This window comes from Promicromonospora sp. NPDC050880, from assembly GCF_044456525.1.
Classification (GTDB): domain Bacteria; phylum Actinomycetota; class Actinomycetes; order Actinomycetales; family Cellulomonadaceae; genus Promicromonospora.
The window spans coordinates 38,566-54,430 of record NZ_JBITFV010000004.1; the positions used below are offsets into that span (position 1 = coordinate 38,566).

General features: G+C 71.4%; 12 protein-coding genes. 3 read left to right on the plus strand and 9 right to left on the minus strand.

Annotated features, from left to right (window positions below; translation table 11 throughout):
* The first annotated feature begins 86 nt into the window (after positions 1-86).
* Positions 87-491, plus strand: coding sequence for a pyridoxamine 5'-phosphate oxidase family protein (locus ACIBBF_RS09285; RefSeq protein ID WP_397412759.1), 405 nt, complete (start codon positions 87-89; stop codon positions 489-491).
* 33 nt (positions 492-524) lie between these two features.
* Here the strand turns inward: ACIBBF_RS09285 and ACIBBF_RS09290 are convergent, their stop codons facing one another.
* A complete protein-coding gene (locus ACIBBF_RS09290; RefSeq protein ID WP_397412760.1) occupies positions 525-782 on the minus strand; it encodes an RNA-binding S4 domain-containing protein in 258 nt (85 codons plus the stop codon).
* A gap of 39 nt (positions 783-821) precedes the next feature.
* Between ACIBBF_RS09290 and hisD the strand changes: the two genes are divergently transcribed.
* Entirely contained in the window at positions 822-2,147 is a 1,326-nt protein-coding gene (hisD, locus tag ACIBBF_RS09295; protein WP_397412762.1) for a histidinol dehydrogenase, read from the plus strand.
* 97 nt (positions 2,148-2,244) lie between these two features.
* Here the strand turns inward: hisD and ACIBBF_RS09300 are convergent, their stop codons facing one another.
* Positions 2,245-2,727 carry a cupin domain-containing protein gene (locus ACIBBF_RS09300; RefSeq protein ID WP_397412764.1) on the minus strand — a complete coding sequence of 161 codons (483 nt, stop codon included), beginning with the start codon at positions 2,725-2,727 and terminating at the stop codon, positions 2,245-2,247.
* 194 nt (positions 2,728-2,921) lie between these two features.
* Between ACIBBF_RS09300 and ACIBBF_RS09305 the strand changes: the two genes are divergently transcribed.
* A complete protein-coding gene (locus tag ACIBBF_RS09305; RefSeq protein WP_397412766.1) occupies positions 2,922-7,298 on the plus strand; it encodes a S8 family serine peptidase in 4,377 nt (1,458 codons plus the stop codon).
* Between the two features lie 66 nt (positions 7,299-7,364).
* On the opposite strand, the gene ACIBBF_RS09310 is transcribed toward ACIBBF_RS09305, so the two are convergent.
* The 7 genes from ACIBBF_RS09310 to ACIBBF_RS09340 all read right to left on the minus strand — a co-directional run bounded on the left by ACIBBF_RS09310 (position 7,365) and on the right by ACIBBF_RS09340 (position 15,631).
* Entirely contained in the window at positions 7,365-7,958 is a 594-nt protein-coding gene (locus ACIBBF_RS09310) for an NUDIX domain-containing protein (protein WP_397412768.1), read from the minus strand.
* The gene (dnaE, locus tag ACIBBF_RS09315) at positions 7,955-11,503 is read right to left on the minus strand and encodes a DNA polymerase III subunit alpha (protein WP_397412770.1); all 3,549 of its coding nucleotides are present in this window, start codon (positions 11,501-11,503) and stop codon (positions 7,955-7,957) included. Before dnaE ends, ACIBBF_RS09310 begins: the two co-directional genes overlap by 4 nt.
* A 96-nt stretch (positions 11,504-11,599) precedes the next feature.
* Positions 11,600-12,529 (minus strand): RluA family pseudouridine synthase, encoded by a 930-nt coding sequence (locus ACIBBF_RS09320; protein WP_397412772.1) that lies wholly within the window; start codon positions 12,527-12,529, stop codon positions 11,600-11,602.
* Positions 12,529-13,296 (minus strand): signal peptidase II, encoded by a 768-nt coding sequence (locus tag ACIBBF_RS09325; protein ID WP_397412774.1) that lies wholly within the window; start codon positions 13,294-13,296, stop codon positions 12,529-12,531. Before ACIBBF_RS09325 ends, ACIBBF_RS09320 begins: the two co-directional genes overlap by 1 nt.
* A 248-nt stretch (positions 13,297-13,544) precedes the next feature.
* Positions 13,545-14,069, minus strand: a complete 525-nt coding sequence (locus ACIBBF_RS09330) for a hypothetical protein (protein ID WP_397412776.1) — start codon at positions 14,067-14,069, stop codon at positions 13,545-13,547.
* 281 nt (positions 14,070-14,350) lie between these two features.
* Complete coding sequence (locus ACIBBF_RS09335) at positions 14,351-14,818, minus strand: TraR/DksA family transcriptional regulator (RefSeq protein ID WP_397412778.1); 468 nt, start codon at positions 14,816-14,818, stop codon at positions 14,351-14,353.
* 171 nt (positions 14,819-14,989) lie between these two features.
* The gene (locus tag ACIBBF_RS09340; protein ID WP_119137643.1) at positions 14,990-15,631 is read right to left on the minus strand and encodes a DivIVA domain-containing protein; all 642 of its coding nucleotides are present in this window, start codon (positions 15,629-15,631) and stop codon (positions 14,990-14,992) included.
* Between the last annotated feature and the right edge of the window lie 234 nt (positions 15,632-15,865).

Genomic DNA, 15,865 nt, shown 5'->3' on the forward strand with positions numbered 1-15,865 from the left:
GACGCCGGATATTTGTCAGGACACTAGCCATATCCGCTCCGGCGGCATATACGGGGAACCCACACCCGCCCACCTAGACTCGCGACGTGTTCCGACTCAACCCCGAGCAGCTCGTCTTCGTCACCGAGCGCCACCTCGCGACCCTCACCACCCTGCGCCCCGACGGGACACCGCACGTGGTGCCGGTCGGCTTCACCTGGGACGCCGAGGAAGGGGTCGCGCGCGTCACCGCGAACCGCACGTCGTTCAAGGCGCGCAACATCCGCCCGCTGCCCGACGGCGGCGAGCAGCGGGCCGCCCTGTGCCAGTTCGACCGCGCGCGCTGGCTCACTCTGGAGGGCACCATCACCCTCAGCGACGACCCCGCCGAGATCGCGGAGGCCGAGGCCCGGTACGCCCGCCGCTACCGCGAGCAGTCACCCAACCCGGACCGGATCGTCCTGCGGATCACGGTCGACAAGGCCATGGCCTCGACGTACATGGCCTCCTGAGCGCCCCGGGCCCGGTGGGCCGGCCCGCGCCGGTCAGCCGACCTTCGCCGACTGCTCGCCCGCGGGCATCTGCACGCTCACCACGTCACCGCGCACGAGCTGCCGGCCTCGGCGGGTCTCGGCCTCGCCGTTGACCCGCACCTCCCCGTCGGCGATCAGGTCGCGGGCCTGCGCGCCGTCCTCGGCGAGGTCGGCGAGCTTGAGGAACTGGCCCAGCCGGATGACGTCGTCCCGGATGGGGACCTCGGGCACTGCGGAGTCGGGGCTGGAGTGAGCGCGAGAGTTGGACACCACAGCATTGTCCCCCGCCGGCCGCCATAGACTGGCCGGGTGATCCAACGCATCGACCTGCGCGGCCGGTCCCTCGGCCGGCGCGAGCTCCTCGCCGTCCTGCCCCGAGCCGAGGTCGGGGTGGACGAGGCGGTCCATGCGGTGGAGCCCCTGCTCCGCCAGGTCCGCGAGGGCGGCGCGGCCGCGCTGCGCGAGATCGCGCTGCGGTTCGACGGCGTGTCCCCCGAGCACCTGCGCGTGCCCGCGGAGGCGGTCACGGCCGCCGTCGAGAGTCTGACGCCGCTCGTGCGCGAGGGGCTGGAGGAGGCCATCCGCCGGGTCCGCCGGGTGCACGCCGACCAGGTGCCCACCGACCACGTGACCGAGCTCGCGCCGGGCGCCGTCGTGCGGCAGCGGTGGATCCCGGTGCAGCGCGTCGGCCTGTACGCGCCGGGCGGGCTCGCGGTGTACCCGTCGTCGGTGGTGATGAACGTGGTCGCGGCGCAGGAGGCCGGCGTGCCCGGTCTCGCCGTCGCGTCCCCGCCGCAGAAGGACAACGGCGGCCTGCCGCACCCGACCATCCTCGCGGCCTGCGCCCTGCTCGGGGTCGACGAGGTGTACGCCGTGGGCGGTGCGCAGGCCGTGGCGATGTTCGCCTACGGCGCCGCGGGCAGCGAGCCGCAGGACGGCGAGACCCTCTGCGAGCCCGTCGACGTCATCACCGGCCCGGGCAACGTGTACGTCGCGGCGGCCAAGCGCCTGGTGCGCGGCGTCGTCGGCATCGACGCGGAGGCCGGCCCCACCGAGATCGCCGTCCTCGCCGACGCCACCGCTGACGCCGGGCACGTGGCCCTCGACCTCATCAGCCAGGCCGAGCACGACCCGATGGCCGCCTCCGTGCTGGTCACCGACTCCGTCGAGCTGGCGGCCGCGGTCGAGGCGCGGGTCCAGGACCTCGCCTCGGCCACCAAGCACGCCGTCCGCGTGGCACAGGCCCTGGACGGTCCGCAGTCCGCCGTCGTCCTGGTGGACGACGTCGAGGCCGGGCTGGCCGTCGTCAACGCCTACGGCGCGGAGCACCTGGAGATCCAGACGGCGGACGCCGCCGCGGTGGCCTCCCGGGTGCACAGCGCGGGCGCGATCTTCGTAGGCCCGTGGTCGCCGGTGTCGCTGGGCGACTACATGGCCGGCTCGAACCACGTGCTGCCCACGGGCGGCACCGCGCACTTCGCGAGCGGCCTGGGCGTGCACAGCTTCCTCAAGTCGGTGCAGCAGGTGGAGTACGGCCGCGACGCGCTGGGCGAGCTCGCCGACCGCATCGTCGCCGTGGCCAACGACGAGGACCTGCCGGCCCACGGCGAGGCGGTCCGGGGCCGCTTCCACTGACCCGCCGATCCACCCTCCCGAGGTGGGACGGCGGCGGGGACGGAACGGCAGCATGGCTGCGGTTCCGTCCCCGCCGCCGTCCTACGTCGCGGCCGTCCTAGCTCGGCGCGGACGTGGGCCGCGGGGCGCGGAGGTGGGCTCGCCGGGCCAGCTCCGCCTCGTCCACCAGCTCCAGCATCGGCTTGCCCGGCGCGCACATCATGGTCACCACGAACTCCGTCCGGGCGTCGCCGAGCGCATTGCCGTCCTGGTAGTGGATCACGTCGCCGCCCGGCTCCCAGAAGGTGCCGCCGGCCTCGACGACGCGCTCCGGCTCACCCTCCAGCTCGAACCGGACCGCCCCCTGGATCACGTAACCGAACGCCGGCCCCGAGTGCCGGTGCGGCGGCGTGCCCGGGTCCCCCGGCTCCCACGCCACGTGGATCGTCATCGCCGAGGCGCCCTCGGGGACGGTGATCGGTGAGGCGTCCTGGAGCATCCGGGCCGCCGTCGTCCAGCCGCCCGACGCCGCCCCCTGCCCGCCGCCGTCATGGCCGCCGGCCCCGTGCCCGTGCGCCGCGTGGTTCTCTGACACTGTCATCGTGCTGCACCTTTCGTCGATGTCGCACGGTTGACCACGTACCCCCGCCACCTGTGACAACCCGGGTGAAACGCGTGCAGAAGCATTGACACCAGTTCCCCGGTACGCGAGGAATGTCGCACACCTGCACGTGCTCGACCCCATCGCTGCCGTACCAGAGGGAGCCGTACATGTCACACCGGTCCAGAACGTCCATGCTCGTCCTAGCGGCCGTCACGGCGCTGGCGGCGGCAGTAGCGCCGGCGGCCGTCGCCGTCCCCCAGGCCCCGCCGGGCGCGGACAAGACCGATCCCCGCGACGCCCTGGCCCAGGATCTGGTGCCGGCCGAGACCACGCCGCAGCCCGGCGTCGAGCGGGACGCCGGCATCCAGAAGCTCGCGCTCGGGCGCGGCACCGCCGAGCGCACCTACCTGATCCGCCTGGCCGACGCCGCAGTGCCGAGCTACGACGGCGGCGTCGCCGGCCTGGAGGCCACGACCCCGCGGGCCGGCCGCACGCTCGACGCCTCGTCCACCCGGGTGCGCGAGTACACGGAGTTCCTCGAGGCCGAGCAGGACGACTTCGTCACCCGCATGGAGCGCACCGTCGGGCACGACGTCGAGGTGCCGTTCACCTACCAGTACGCCGTCAACGGCATCTCCGCCGTCCTGACGCCGGCCGAGGCCGCGCAGGTGGCCAACGACCCCGCCGTCGCGCACATCGCGCTCGACGAGGAGCGTGAGCTGCACACCGACGCAGGCCCCGCCTGGAGCAACGCGGACGCGCTGTGGAACGCCGTCGAGGAGCTGGGCCTGCCGGAGGACTACAAGGGCGAGGGTGTCGTGATCGGCACCATCGACACGGGCATCCACCCGGGCAGCCCCTCCTTCGCCGAGACCGGCGCCGACGGGTACACGCACACCAACCCGCTGGGCGCGGGCAACTACCTGGGCGTGTGCGACCCGGCCAACACCGACCAGTACGACCCCGACTTCCCTTGCAACGGCAAGCTGATCGGCGCCTACGGGTTCCTCAGCGCCACCGACCGCAGCGCGCTGGACGAGGACGGGCACGGCTCGCACACGGCCTCCACGTCGGGCGGCAACGTGGTGAACGACGTGACGCCGACGGCGCCGGAGGGCACCGACCCGCCGACGTTCGACGTCTCGGGCGTCGCCCCGCACGCGAACGTCATCAGCTACCGCGGCTGCTGCACCACCGCGGGCCTGACGGCGTCGATCGACCAGGCCATCGCCGACGGCGTGGACGTCATCAACTACTCGATCGGCTCCTCCTCGCCGTCGGACCTGTGGAACGACTTCGACGCGATCGGGTTCCTCAACGCGCGCGCCGCGGGCATCTTCGTGGCAACCTCCAACGGCAACGACGGCCCCGGGTTCGCGACCACCGGCTCCCCCGCCGACGCACCGTGGATCACCTCCGTGGGCGCCTCGACGCACAACCGGCACATGGTCAACACCCTGGGTGACCTGACCAGCAGCGCGGGCACCCTGCCCGACCTGGCCGGCAAGTCGCTGACCGGGCCGCTGCCCGCGACCGAGATCGTCGACGCGGCCACGGTGGGCGACCCGCAGTGCACCGCGACGACGGGCCACGAGGCCGAGTTCACGGACAAGATCGTGGTCTGCGCCCGAGGCGGCAACGGCCGCGTGGAGAAGTCGTCGAACGTCGCGGCCCAGGGCGCGGCCGGCTTCGTGCTGACCAACGACGAGCCCAACGGCGGCTCGCTGCTCGGTGACGCGTTCGCCGTGCCCGGCCTGGCCATCTCCTACGCGGACGGCCAGACCCTCCGGGCCTGGCTCGCCGAGGGCACCGGGCACACCGGCACGGTCTCCGGGACGGACTTCGTCATCGACGACGCGCGCGGCGACACCATGGCCAGCTTCTCCTCCCGCGGCCCGAACCGGGCCGTCGACACGATCGTCCCGTCGATCACCGCGCCCGGCGTCGACATCCTCGCCGCCCTCGGCGTGGCCGACGGCGCCTACGACCACGTCGAGTACGGCGTCATCTCCGGCACGTCGATGTCGAGCCCGCACGTCGCCGGTGCCGGCGCCCTGCTCACGCAGGCCCGCCCGGACTGGACCCCGGCGCAGCAGCAGTCGGCCCTCATGACCACGGCGCGCACGACCGTCAAGGACTTCGACGGCTCGCCCGCCACGCCGTACGAGCAGGGCAGCGGGCACATCGACATCGGGGCCGCCGTGCAGGCGGGCCTGCTGTTCGACGAGACGGCTGCCGACTACCTGGCGGCAGACCCGGAGGCGGGCGGCGACCCGAGCACGCTCAACCTGCCGTCCTTCGCCGACACCCAGTGCCTGGCCACCTGCTCCTGGGACCGCACGGCCGTCGCGCCGGCCTCGGCCCCGGCCGACGTCACGTGGACGCCGTCCGCGGTGTCCGACGACGGGCTGTCGCTGGACGTGACCCTCTCGACCGAGACCGTGTCGCCGGGTGACTCGCTCGGCATCTCGGTCACCGCCGACGTGACCGGTGCGCCGGAGGGCGAGACGCTGTTCGGCCGCATCACGCTCACCCCGAGCACCGAGGACGTCCCGTCGGTCACCCTGCCGGTTGCCGTCGTCCCGTCCGGCGCGATCCTGCCCGACGAGATCGACATCACCACGCGCCGGGACACCGGCTCGCAGGCCGTGACCGGCCTGAAGTCCGTCGCCATCAGCGACTTCACGGGCTCCGTGCAGGGCCTGGTGAAGGCCGACCAGCACGAGGGCTCGCTCAGCCAGGACCCGACCAACACGGACGCGTTCGACGACCTGAGCCAGGTCGAGGTCACCACGCTGGAGGTGCCCGAGGGCGCGTCACGCCTGGTGGCCCAGATCACCGCGGCCGAGGCGCCGGACCTCGACATGTTCGTGGGCACCGGGGACACGCCGAGTGCGGCGACCCAGGTGTGCGCGTCCACGACGTCGTCCGCCGCCGAGCTGTGCGAGGTGCCCGACCCCGAGGCCGGCACCTGGTGGGTCGTGGTGCAGAACTGGAACGGCACCGAGAACCAGCCCGACGCCCACACGCTGGCGACCGCCGTCGTGCCGGGCGAGGACCTCGGCAACGCCGGGGTGGCCGGGCCGGAGGGCGAGGTGCCCGTGGGCGAGCCGTACGACGTGCGCGTGCACTGGAACCTGCCCGAGGCCGCCGAGGGCGACCTGTACTTCGGCACCGCGGTGCTCGGCACCTCGCCGGACAGCCCCGGTGACATCGGCTCGATCCCGGTCCGGCTCTCCCGCGTGGCGGACGACGTGACCAAGACGGCGTCGGTCGACGCGGCCGACGTCGGCGACACCGTCGGGTACGACATCACGGTCCAGCCGAATGTGACCCCGGAGGACCTGACCTACACGATCACGGACACGGTGCCGGACGGCCTGACGGTCGACCCGGCGTCGGTGACCGGGGGCGGAGTGGTCGACGGGCAGACCATCACGTGGGAGGTCGACGTGCCGACGCAGGTGGGGGCCGTGGGATCCTACGAGGCGTCAACGCCGGCGGACGACCCGCAGTGCGCGGCGTGGGCAGGGTTCGTGGACCTCGGTGCCGCGGGCGTGGGGTTCAGCACGCTCGACGGCGACAGCGTGGCCGTCAACGCGTTCTCGAACATCGGCCCGTTCCCGCACTACTCGGAGCAGTCGCCCAACCTCACCGTCTCCGACGACGGCCTGATCACCATCGCCGGCGGTTACGCCGGTGAGCCGTGGACACCCCAGGAGCTGCCCAGCACGGCGACGCCGAACGGCGTCATCGCGCCGCTCTGGTCCGACCTGGAGCTGTCCCTGGCCAACGACCGCGGCGTGCGCCTGGCGACGTCCGGCGGCGAGGTGGCCGTGGTCCAGTGGGACGACCCGTTCGAGTTCGGCGAGGACCCTGCGGACCTGTCGAACTCGGTGGGCACGTTCCAGGCCTGGATCTACAACTCGGTGGCCGACGACCGGCCCGAGATCACCTTCGAGTACGCCGACCTGGGCGCTCTGCCCGAGACGGCGACCGTCGGGATCGAGAACCTCGCGGGCACGCTCGGCACCGCCGTCGTGAACGCGGGCGACCCCTCCTCCGTGCTCACGGAGGGCGGCTCGATCTGCCTCGACTACGTGGGGCCGGCCGCTGACCCGGTCACCCTCTCGTACGAGACCACGGTGGACGCCGACGCCCTGAGCGGCACGTACACCAACTCGGCGGAGCACGTCACGACGAACCCGTTCGACGAGCCCGCCGTGGCGTCGGCGGACGTCGAGGTGACCGGTGCCGCGGCCCCGGCGTGGGACCGCAAGACCGTCTACCGGGCCGGTGACGAGGTGTCGTACGACGGCGCCGTGTACGTGGCCCTGTGGTGGACCCGCGGCGACAAGCCGGGCAAGCCCTACGGCCCGTGGGCCGAGGTCGGGGCGGACGTCGTCTGCGGCGACGAGACGTACCAGGCCTGGACGAGCACCTGGGTCTACACGGGCGGCGAGACGGTGGCGCACGACGGCCACCTCTGGCAGGCCAAGTGGTGGACCCGTCACCAGGAGCCGGGCGCCACGCCGTGGGGCCCGTGGCGGGACCTGGGCGTCTGCTGAGGTAGAACCGCCTGACGTGTCAGGCCCTCCGGCCACCCGGGTGACCTGAGGGCCTGACACGTCCCATCAGAAGCCGAACGTCAGCAGTCTCGGCACCTGGGTACCGTGACGCCCCGCGTCGTGCATCGCGCGCAGCACCGCCGCCTCGTGGGGCACCAGCGGCTCGGGCAGCGCGACGAACGGGAACCACGCCAGGTCGGCGGCCTTCTCCGGCTCCTGGATCGTGGGCGTCCCCGCCCACCGTGTGGCCTCGAACATGAAGTCGACGCGCTGCTCGATGGCGGGGCCGCCCGGCTCGCCGCGGTGGAGCACCGTCAGCGGCCGGACGTCCTCAGGCGCGACGATCACGCCGAGCTCCTCCGACGCCTCGCGGACGGCGGCGTCGACCGCAGACTCGCCCTCCTCGACGTGGCCGGCCGCGGCACACGCCCAGTACCCGTCGCGATACCCGGTGCCCTGGCGGAGCTGGAGCAGCACCTGCCCCTCGCGCCGCAGGAAGAGGTAGGCCGCCGGCACCAGCGAGAATCGCTCGTGGTCGCCCGCACGATAGCGGTCGGTCGCGGCGGGCAGCCCTTCGGCCGGCCCGACAGGATCCGGCGGTCCGGCGGCAACCGCAGGTTCGGCCCCGGCGGCGGCCCGTCCGGGCGGAGCGTCCGTCACGACAGGCAGCCCTGACCGAGCAGGGCCTTGAGGTCGCCGAACAACGCCGGCGACTTCTCGACCCGCAGCGTGTCGGCGGCGCGCACGATCGTCTTCTTGCCGGGCTCGGCCACGGCCACGTGCACCTCCGCGGACCCGGGGTGCGTGGCGAGCACCTCGCGCAGGCGCACCATCACCGGCTCCACCGCTCGGCTGTGCGGCACCGTGACGGCCAGCGGCGAGTCCGACCCGACCGTGATGTCGGGCAGCGCCACCTCCATGGCCTGCAACGACATCGACTCGTCGCGGCGGCGCACCTTGCCGCGCAGCACGACCACCTGGTCCTCCGCGAGCATCGTGGAGTACGCGAGATAGGTCTCGCCGAAGAACATGACCTCGACGGCACCCTCCAGGTCCTCGACGGTCACGGCGGCCCACGGGTTGCCGTTCTTGCTCATCTTGCGCTGCACCGACGTGAGCAGGCCCGCCACGGTCACCACGGAGTTGTCCGGCCGGTGCTCGTCGGCCAGCAGCGAGGCGATCGACGTGTCCGCGGCGCGCTGCAGAACGTGCTCCAGGCCGGACAGCGGGTGGTCGCTCACGTACAGGCCGAGCATCTCGCGCTCGAACTGGAGCTTCTGCTTCTTCTCCCAGTCCGGCAGGTCCGGCACCTCGACGGAGAAGCCCATGCCCGGGTCGTCGTCCCCGCCGCCGAAGTCGGCGAACAGGTCGAACTGTCCCTCGGCCTCCTTGCGCTTCACGCTGATCACGGAGTCGACGGCCTGCTCGTGCACCACCAGCAGCGACCGCCGGGTGTGGCCGAGCGAGTCGAAGGCGCCGGACTTGATGAGCGACTCGATGGTGCGCTTGTTGCAGACCGGCGCGGGCACCTTGTCCAGGAAGTCCTGGAACGAGGTGAAGGAGCCCTTCGCCTCACGGGCCTCCACGATCGCGTCCACGACGTTGCGCCCCACGTTCCGCACGCCGGTGAGCCCGAAGCGGATGTCGTTCCCCACAGCGGTGAACTTGGCCGAGGAGTCGTTGACGTCCGGCGGGAGCACCGTGATGCCCATGCGGCGGCACTCGTTGAGGTAGAGCGCCATCTTGTCCTTGTTGTCGCCCACCGACTGCAGCAGGCCCGCCATGTACTCGGCCGGGTAGTTGGCCTTGAGGTAGGCGGTCCAGTACGCGACGAGGCCGTAGCCCGCGGAGTGGGCCTTGTTGAAGGCGTAGCCGGCGAACGGAACCAGGGTGTCCCACACCGCCTTGATCGCGGCGGCGCTGTAGCCCTTCTCCTTGGCGCCCTTCTCGAAGTTGACGTACTCCTTGGCCAGCACCTCGGGCTTCTTCTTGCCCATGGCGCGGCGCAGCAGGTCGGCCTGGCCGAGCGAGTAGCCGGCCATGATCTGCGCGGCGCGCTGCACCTGCTCCTGGTAGACGATCAGGCCGTAGGTCTCGTCCAGGATCTCCGCGAAGTCGTCCTTGACCTCCTCGTGGATCGCCTCGATCTGCTGCTGGCCGTTCTTGCGCAGCGCGTAGTTGATGTGCGAGTTCATGCCCATCGGCCCGGGCCGGTACAGGGCGATGACGGCGGAGACGTCCTCGAAGTTGTCGGGACGCATCTGCCGCAGCAGCGAGCGCATGGGCCCGCCGTCGAGCTGGAACACGCCGAGCGTGTTACCGCTCGCGAGCAGGTCGTAGGTGGCCTTGTCGTCGAGCGCCACGTTCTCGATGTCGACCGGGTCCTTGCCGTTCATCACGATGTTCTCGAGCGCGTCGTCGAGGATCGTGAGGTTGCGCAGACCCAGGAAGTCCATCTTGATCAGGCCGAGGCCCTCGGACGTCGGGTAGTCGAACTGCGTGATGATCGCGCCGTCCTGCGGGCGCTTCATGATCGGGATGATGTCGATCAGCGGCTCGCTGGACATGATCACGCCGGCGGCGTGCACGCCCCACTGCCGCTTCAGCCCCTCGATACCGAGCGCCAGCTCGACCACGCGCTGCGCCTCGGGGTCGGTGTCGTGCACCTGGCGGAACTCGCCGGCCTCCGGGTACCGGGGGTGCTTCGGGTCGAAGATGCCCGTCAGCGGGATGTCCTTGCCCATGACGGCGGGCGGCATCGCCTTGGTGAGCTTCTCCCCCATGGCGAAGGGGAAGCCCAGCAGCCGCGAGGAGTCCTTGATGGCCTGCTTGGCCTTGATGGTGCCGTAGGTGACGATCTGCGCCACACGGTCGTCGCCGTACTTCTCGGTGACGTACCTGATGGCCTCGCCGCGACGACGTTCGTCGAAGTCGACGTCGACGTCAGGCATGGAGACGCGCTCCGGGTTGAGGAACCGCTCGAAGATGAGCCCGTGCTCCAGCGGGTCGAGCTCGGTGATGCCCATGAGGTAGGCCACCATCGAACCGGCCGCGGAGCCTCGCCCCGGTCCGACCCGGATGCCCTGGGCCTTGGACCAGTTGATGAAGTCGGCGACCACGAGGAAGTACCCCGGGAAGCCCATCTGGATGATGACCTCGACCTCGTAGTCGGCCTGCTTGCGCACCGCGTCCGAGTAGCCGTTCGGGTACCGGCGCTGCAGACCCGCCTCGACCTCCTTGACGAACCACGAGATCTCGTCCTCGCCGTCCGGCACGGGGAAGCGCGGCATGTAGTTGGCCGACGTGTCGAAGGAGACCTCGCACTGCTCGGCGATGAGGAGCGTGCTGTCGCACGCCTCGGGGAGCTCCTTGAAGATCCTGCGCATCTCGGCGGCCGACTTCACGTAGTAGCCCGTGCCGTCGAACTTGAAGCGGTTCGGGTCGTCCAGCGTGGAGCCGGAGTTGATCGCGAGCAGCGCCTCCTGGCTGGTCGCGTCCTCCTCGCGCACGTAGTGCAGGTCGTTGGTGGCCACCAGCCGGGCGCCGATGGTCTTGGCCAGCTCCAGGAGCTCCTTGGTGACCCGGGTCTCGATGTCGAGCCCGTGGTCCATCAGCTCGACGAAGTAGTTCTCCTTGCCGAAGATGTCCTGCAGCTCACCCGCCTGCCGGACCGCCTCGTCCCACTGCCCCAGCCGCAGGCGCGTCTGGATCTCGCCCGACGGGCACCCGGTGGTCGCGATGAGCCCCTCGGAGTACCGCTCCAGCAGCTCGCGGTCCATGCGGGGCCACTTGCCCATCTGGCCCTCGAGCGAGGCCAGCGACGACGCCCGGAACAGGTTGTGCATGCCCGTGTTGTTCTTGCTCAGCAGCGTCATGTGCGTGTACGCACCGCGCGCCGACACGTCGTCCGACTCCTGCCCCGCCTCACCGTAGCGCACGCGCGTCTGGTCGAACCGGCTGGTACCCGGCGTGACATATGCCTCGACGCCGATGATCGGCTTGATGCCCGCCTTCTGCGCCTGCGCCCAGAACTCGTGCGCGCCGAACAGGTACCCGTGGTCGGTGGTCGCGATGGCGTGCTGCCCCTGCCGCGCGACCTCCTCCATGAGATCGCCGATCCGGGCCGCGCCGTCCAGCATCGAGAACTCGGTGTGGACGTGGAGATGGACGAAGTCGTCGCTCGTGGAAGCGGTGGCGGTGGGCATGTCCACGATCTTAGGACGCCTCACCCACACGCCCGGGTCTCCTCGCACGGCGTTCCGCGATTCGCCCTGAGACGGATCGCACACACCGTCGGGGACCTACCGGTACGCGCCCCGCACGACCTCGAGCGCCGCCTCCAGATCGGCCGGATAGGCCGACTCCACCTCGACCCGGCGCCCGGTCACCGGGTGCTCGAAACCCAGCCGGTGCGCGTGGAGCCACTGCCGCGTCAGCCCCACCTTGGAGGCCAGCACCGGGTCCGCGCCATAGGTCAGGTCGCCCACGAGCGGGTGCCGCAGCGCGGCGAAATGCACGCGGATCTGGTGGGTGCGTCCCGTCTCCAGGTGCACCTCCAGCAGCGACGCGGCCGGCAGCATCTCCAGGGTCTCGTAGTGCGTCACCGACGGCTTGCCGTCCGCGGTCACCGCGAACTTCCAGTCCGAGCTGGGGTGCCGCCCGATCGGCGCGTCGATGGTTCCCGACGTCGGGTCAGGATGGCCCTGGGCCAGGGCGTGGTAGACCTTGTCGACCGTGCGCTCCTTGAAGGCCCGCTTGAGCCCCGTGTAGGCGGTCTCCGACTTCGCCACGACCATGAGACCGGACGTGCCGACGTCCAGCCGGTGCACGATCCCCTGCCGCTCCGCCGCGCCCGACGTGGAGACGCGGTAGCCCGCGGCGATCAGCGCCCCCACCACGGTGGGGCCGGTCCAGCCCGGCGACGGGTGCGCCGCCACGCCGACCGGCTTGTCGATCACGACCAGGTCGTCGTCGTCGTACACGATGCCCATGCCGGGCACGGGCTCGGCCACCACCTCGACGGCCGGCCGTTCCTCCGGCACGTCCACCTCGAGCCAGCCGCCGGGTACCACCCGGTCGGACTTGCCGACCTGACGCCCGTCGAGACGCACCGCTCCGGACTCGGCGAGCTCCGCCGCCCGTGTCCGGGAGAAGCCGAGCATCCGGGCCAGCGCCGCGTCGACGCGGTCGCCGGCGAGCCCGTCCGGGACGGGCAGGGTCCGCACCGCCATCAGGCGGGGTCGCCCTGGGCGTCCTGCGACGCCGGCGTGCCGCCCGTCACGGGCCGGCCCTCCGGGTCGCCCGCATCCGGCACCGCGCCACTGCCTGACGCACCACCGGACACCGCAGCGCCAGACACCGCAGCACCAGACACCGCACCGCCGGACACCGCAGCGTCCGGCGCAGCACCGTCCGACGCCGCGCCGTCGCCCTGCCGCTCGTCCGTGTGCCGCCGGCCGTCCAGGCCGATCCCGCGCAGCGAGAGCAGCGCGATCAGCACTGCGGCCGTGACGACGGCGATGTCGGCCACGTTCCCCACGAAGAAGCCCGCGTAGTCGATGAAGTCCACCACGTGACCGCGCGCGAACCCGGGCTCCCGGGCCAGGCGGTCCACCAGGTTGCCGACGGCCCCGCCGAGCAGCAGCCCGAGTGCCGCGGCCCAGCCGCGCGACCCGAGGCGCCCGATCGCCCGCACGATGAACACCACGACGACCGTCACGACGATGGTCAGGATCCAGGTGTAGCCGGAGGCGATCGACAGCGCGGCGCCGGGGTTGTAGATCAGCCGGATGCCGAGCAGGTCGCCCACCACCGGGATGGTGGGCGCGTTGGGGACCAGGGCCGACTCGGCCCACCACTTGGTGAGCTGGTCCGCGGCCAGGACGAAGGCCGCCAGCACGACGGTCCAGACCACGAGCGCGCGGCTGCCCGACGACGAGGGTGCCGCGGGCCGGGTCGCGTCGCCGGCGACGGCGGAGTGTTCAGCGGGAGTAGACATCCCCCAAAGTCTCCCACGCCGTACGTCCGTCGCCGGACACGGCACGAGAGGAGCCCGGCACGGGCCGGCGGCCGGCGGCACCGTCACGAGTGGCACGCAACCGATATGCCGTCCATGACGGAATTGACGCATCCGGAATGGCAGCAGAGAAAGCAACGAGGCCCTTCCCCGGATATCCGGGAAAGGGCCTCGCGTGGTGCAGTACTACCGTCGCGTCACCGCACGACGGGAGCGAATGGGCCTGTCAATCAGTTGCAGGCCGCGTAGCTGGTGAGGTTACCCGTGTTGAACAGGTTCAGCGGGCCGTCCCAGTGCCACGGCGCGACGCACCAGTTGTTCAGCACGTTGACCGAACCGTCGCCACCGAGCTCCGTCTCACCGTCGTTGCAGGCCTGGTAGTCGGTCACGTTGGCGGTGCTGCCGACGTTGCCCGGACCCTCCCAGTACCAGGGAGCGACGCACACGTCGTTCAGCGCGTTGAAGCTGCCGTCGCTCTCGATCTCGACGACGTCGCCCACCGTGGCGACCTCCTCGGGGACCATCGCACCGTCGACGCCCACCGGGGCCTCGGTGGTGCCGTAGCCCTCGAGCACGTCCAGGGCGCCGTCGACGCCGACCACGCCCAGCGGGTTGGTGGTGCCGAGCACGTCCGCCGCCTGGGCGGCCGCGTCCGTCGCGCTGCCGGCGGCGGGTGCGCTGATCAGCTCGGGCGCGTCGCCCTGCACCATCGCGCTCGCACCCGTTGCCGCGGCGACGACCAGACCGGCCGACATGACCACGGCTGCCCCTGCACGGCAGGTTGCACGGATTCCTCGGATCATTGTGTTTCCCCCTCGAATAGCTCCGTCGGAAAAGCGATGAAACACACGCGTGTGATTCACCTCGACGAGCATCCGGTGAGAAATTCACCCTGTCAATCGGAACGTGACGGCGCGCACACAACCCGAAAAGCGACATTCCAGGACCGATTCCCACGGCATTGCACCAGGAATACCCGTAACCCAGACATCACAGCGTTGATATCGAGTTCGGAATTCGGTGCCCGCGAGGTCCGTCAGGCGCCCCGGCGCTCCTCGCGAGCCTTCGCCTCCACCGACAGCGTGGCCCGGGGGAACGCCTGGAGCCGCGCCTTGCCGATCGGCAGGTCGGTGAGCTCGCACGTCGCGTAGGTGCCCTTGCGGATGCGGTCCAGGGCGTGGTTCGTCTGCGCCAGCAGGTCACGCATGTTGTTCACCAGCGTGAGCTCCTGCTCGCGCTCCAGCGCGCTGGAGCCGTAGTCGGCCTGGTCGTCACCGGCGCCGTCGCCGGAGTTGCGCAGGAGGTCCGACAGCTCGCGGTCGGCCACGTGCAGCTCGAGCTCGAGCCGCTCCTTGTCCTCCAGGAGCAGTGCGGCCAGCTCCTCGGCCTCGCGCAAGGTCCAGGGCTCTTCACCGTCGCGGACGGGAAACTTCTTCACGTCGCGCGCCAGGTTCGGGAACTCCTGCTTGATCGCCGCTCGCGTCGCAGTCGAGATCTTGGTCATGGGTTCCCCTTCGCGGTCGCCCCCGGTGGTCAAGTCCACGAAGCGTAAGCACAAGCAGCCGGACGCACAACGGGGCACGCCGATGTGGCGTGCCCCCATCATGGGTGTGTCCGGCGTGTCGCGCGCGGCGACCGGACGGCGAGGTGGGGACGCCGGCCGCCGCGCGCGCCGTCAGATGCCCTGAGCCATCTCGGCCGGGCGGCCCGACTGCTGGTTGTTGCGCGGCGGCAGGGCCGAACCACGGGCGTCGAGATCGCCGAGCAGGTTCTGCAGGAAGCTCTTCAGACGCGTGCGGTAGTCCCGCTCGAACAGACGCAGCTCGTCGATCTTGCGCTCCAGCAGCGAGCGCTCCTGCTCGAGCTGGGAGAGCGTGCGGTGCGAGGTCTCCTCGGCGTCGCGCACGATGCGGGCGCCCTCGGTCTTCGCCTCGGAGATGAGCCGGTCGCCCTCCTCCTGGCCGGAGCGCACGTAGTCGTCGTGCAGCTTCTGCGCGAGCTGGAGCATGCCCGTGGCGGACTCCGGCTCGGGGCCACCCGCCTTGCCACCGGCGGGGCCGGGCTGCATGACAGGTGCGGCAACGGGCGCAGCCTGCGCACGGGCCGGCGCGGCGGCCTCGTTGCGCGACAGCTCCGCGATGCGGCGCTCGGCGGCGGCGACCTTCTGCCGGAGGCCCTCGTTCTCCTCCTGGACGTTGGTCAGGGTCCGCACGACCTCGTCGAGGAAGTCGTCGACCTCCTCGACGTCGTAGCCCTCGCGGAACTTCGTCGCCGAGAACTTCTTGTTGAGGATGTCCTCTGCAGTCAGCAGTGCCATCGTGTCACCTCGAAAGTTAGAACGTAGGAACGCAGGACTCGGACGTCGGCGCTGCCCAGCCGCGCGCCCTCCGCCGCAACCCACGGTAGCGGACGGTAGGGGCGCCGCACACCGGGAGCACCCCCAGGCACGATTTCCTCACAGAGTGTGCCGCCTCACCCCAGGCCAGATCCATGCATCGGTCAATGTTCTCGCGGCCTGCCCCGCGGACGCGTGAACCGGCCCACCGGGAAC

Excerpts from the sequence above, each read along its gene's own strand:
- ACIBBF_RS09325 (WP_397412774.1), bottom strand. The coding sequence starts at position 13,296 with ATGTCTACTCCCGCTGAACACTCCGCCGTCGCCGGCGACGCGACCCGG.
- ACIBBF_RS09300 (WP_397412764.1), bottom strand. The coding sequence starts at position 2,727 with ATGACAGTGTCAGAGAACCACGCGGCGCACGGGCACGGGGCCGGCGGC.
- ACIBBF_RS09305 (WP_397412766.1), top strand. The coding sequence starts at position 2,922 with ATGCTCGTCCTAGCGGCCGTCACGGCGCTGGCGGCGGCAGTAGCGCCG.
- ACIBBF_RS09320 (WP_397412772.1), bottom strand. The coding sequence starts at position 12,529 with ATGGCGGTGCGGACCCTGCCCGTCCCGGACGGGCTCGCCGGCGACCGC.
- ACIBBF_RS09335 (WP_397412778.1), bottom strand. The coding sequence starts at position 14,818 with ATGACCAAGATCTCGACTGCGACGCGAGCGGCGATCAAGCAGGAGTTC.
- ACIBBF_RS09330 (WP_397412776.1), bottom strand. The coding sequence starts at position 14,069 with ATGTCGGCCGGTCTGGTCGTCGCCGCGGCAACGGGTGCGAGCGCGATG.
- dnaE (WP_397412770.1), bottom strand. The coding sequence starts at position 11,503 with ATGCCCACCGCCACCGCTTCCACGAGCGACGACTTCGTCCATCTCCAC.
- ACIBBF_RS09340 (WP_119137643.1), bottom strand. The coding sequence starts at position 15,631 with ATGGCACTGCTGACTGCAGAGGACATCCTCAACAAGAAGTTCTCGGCG.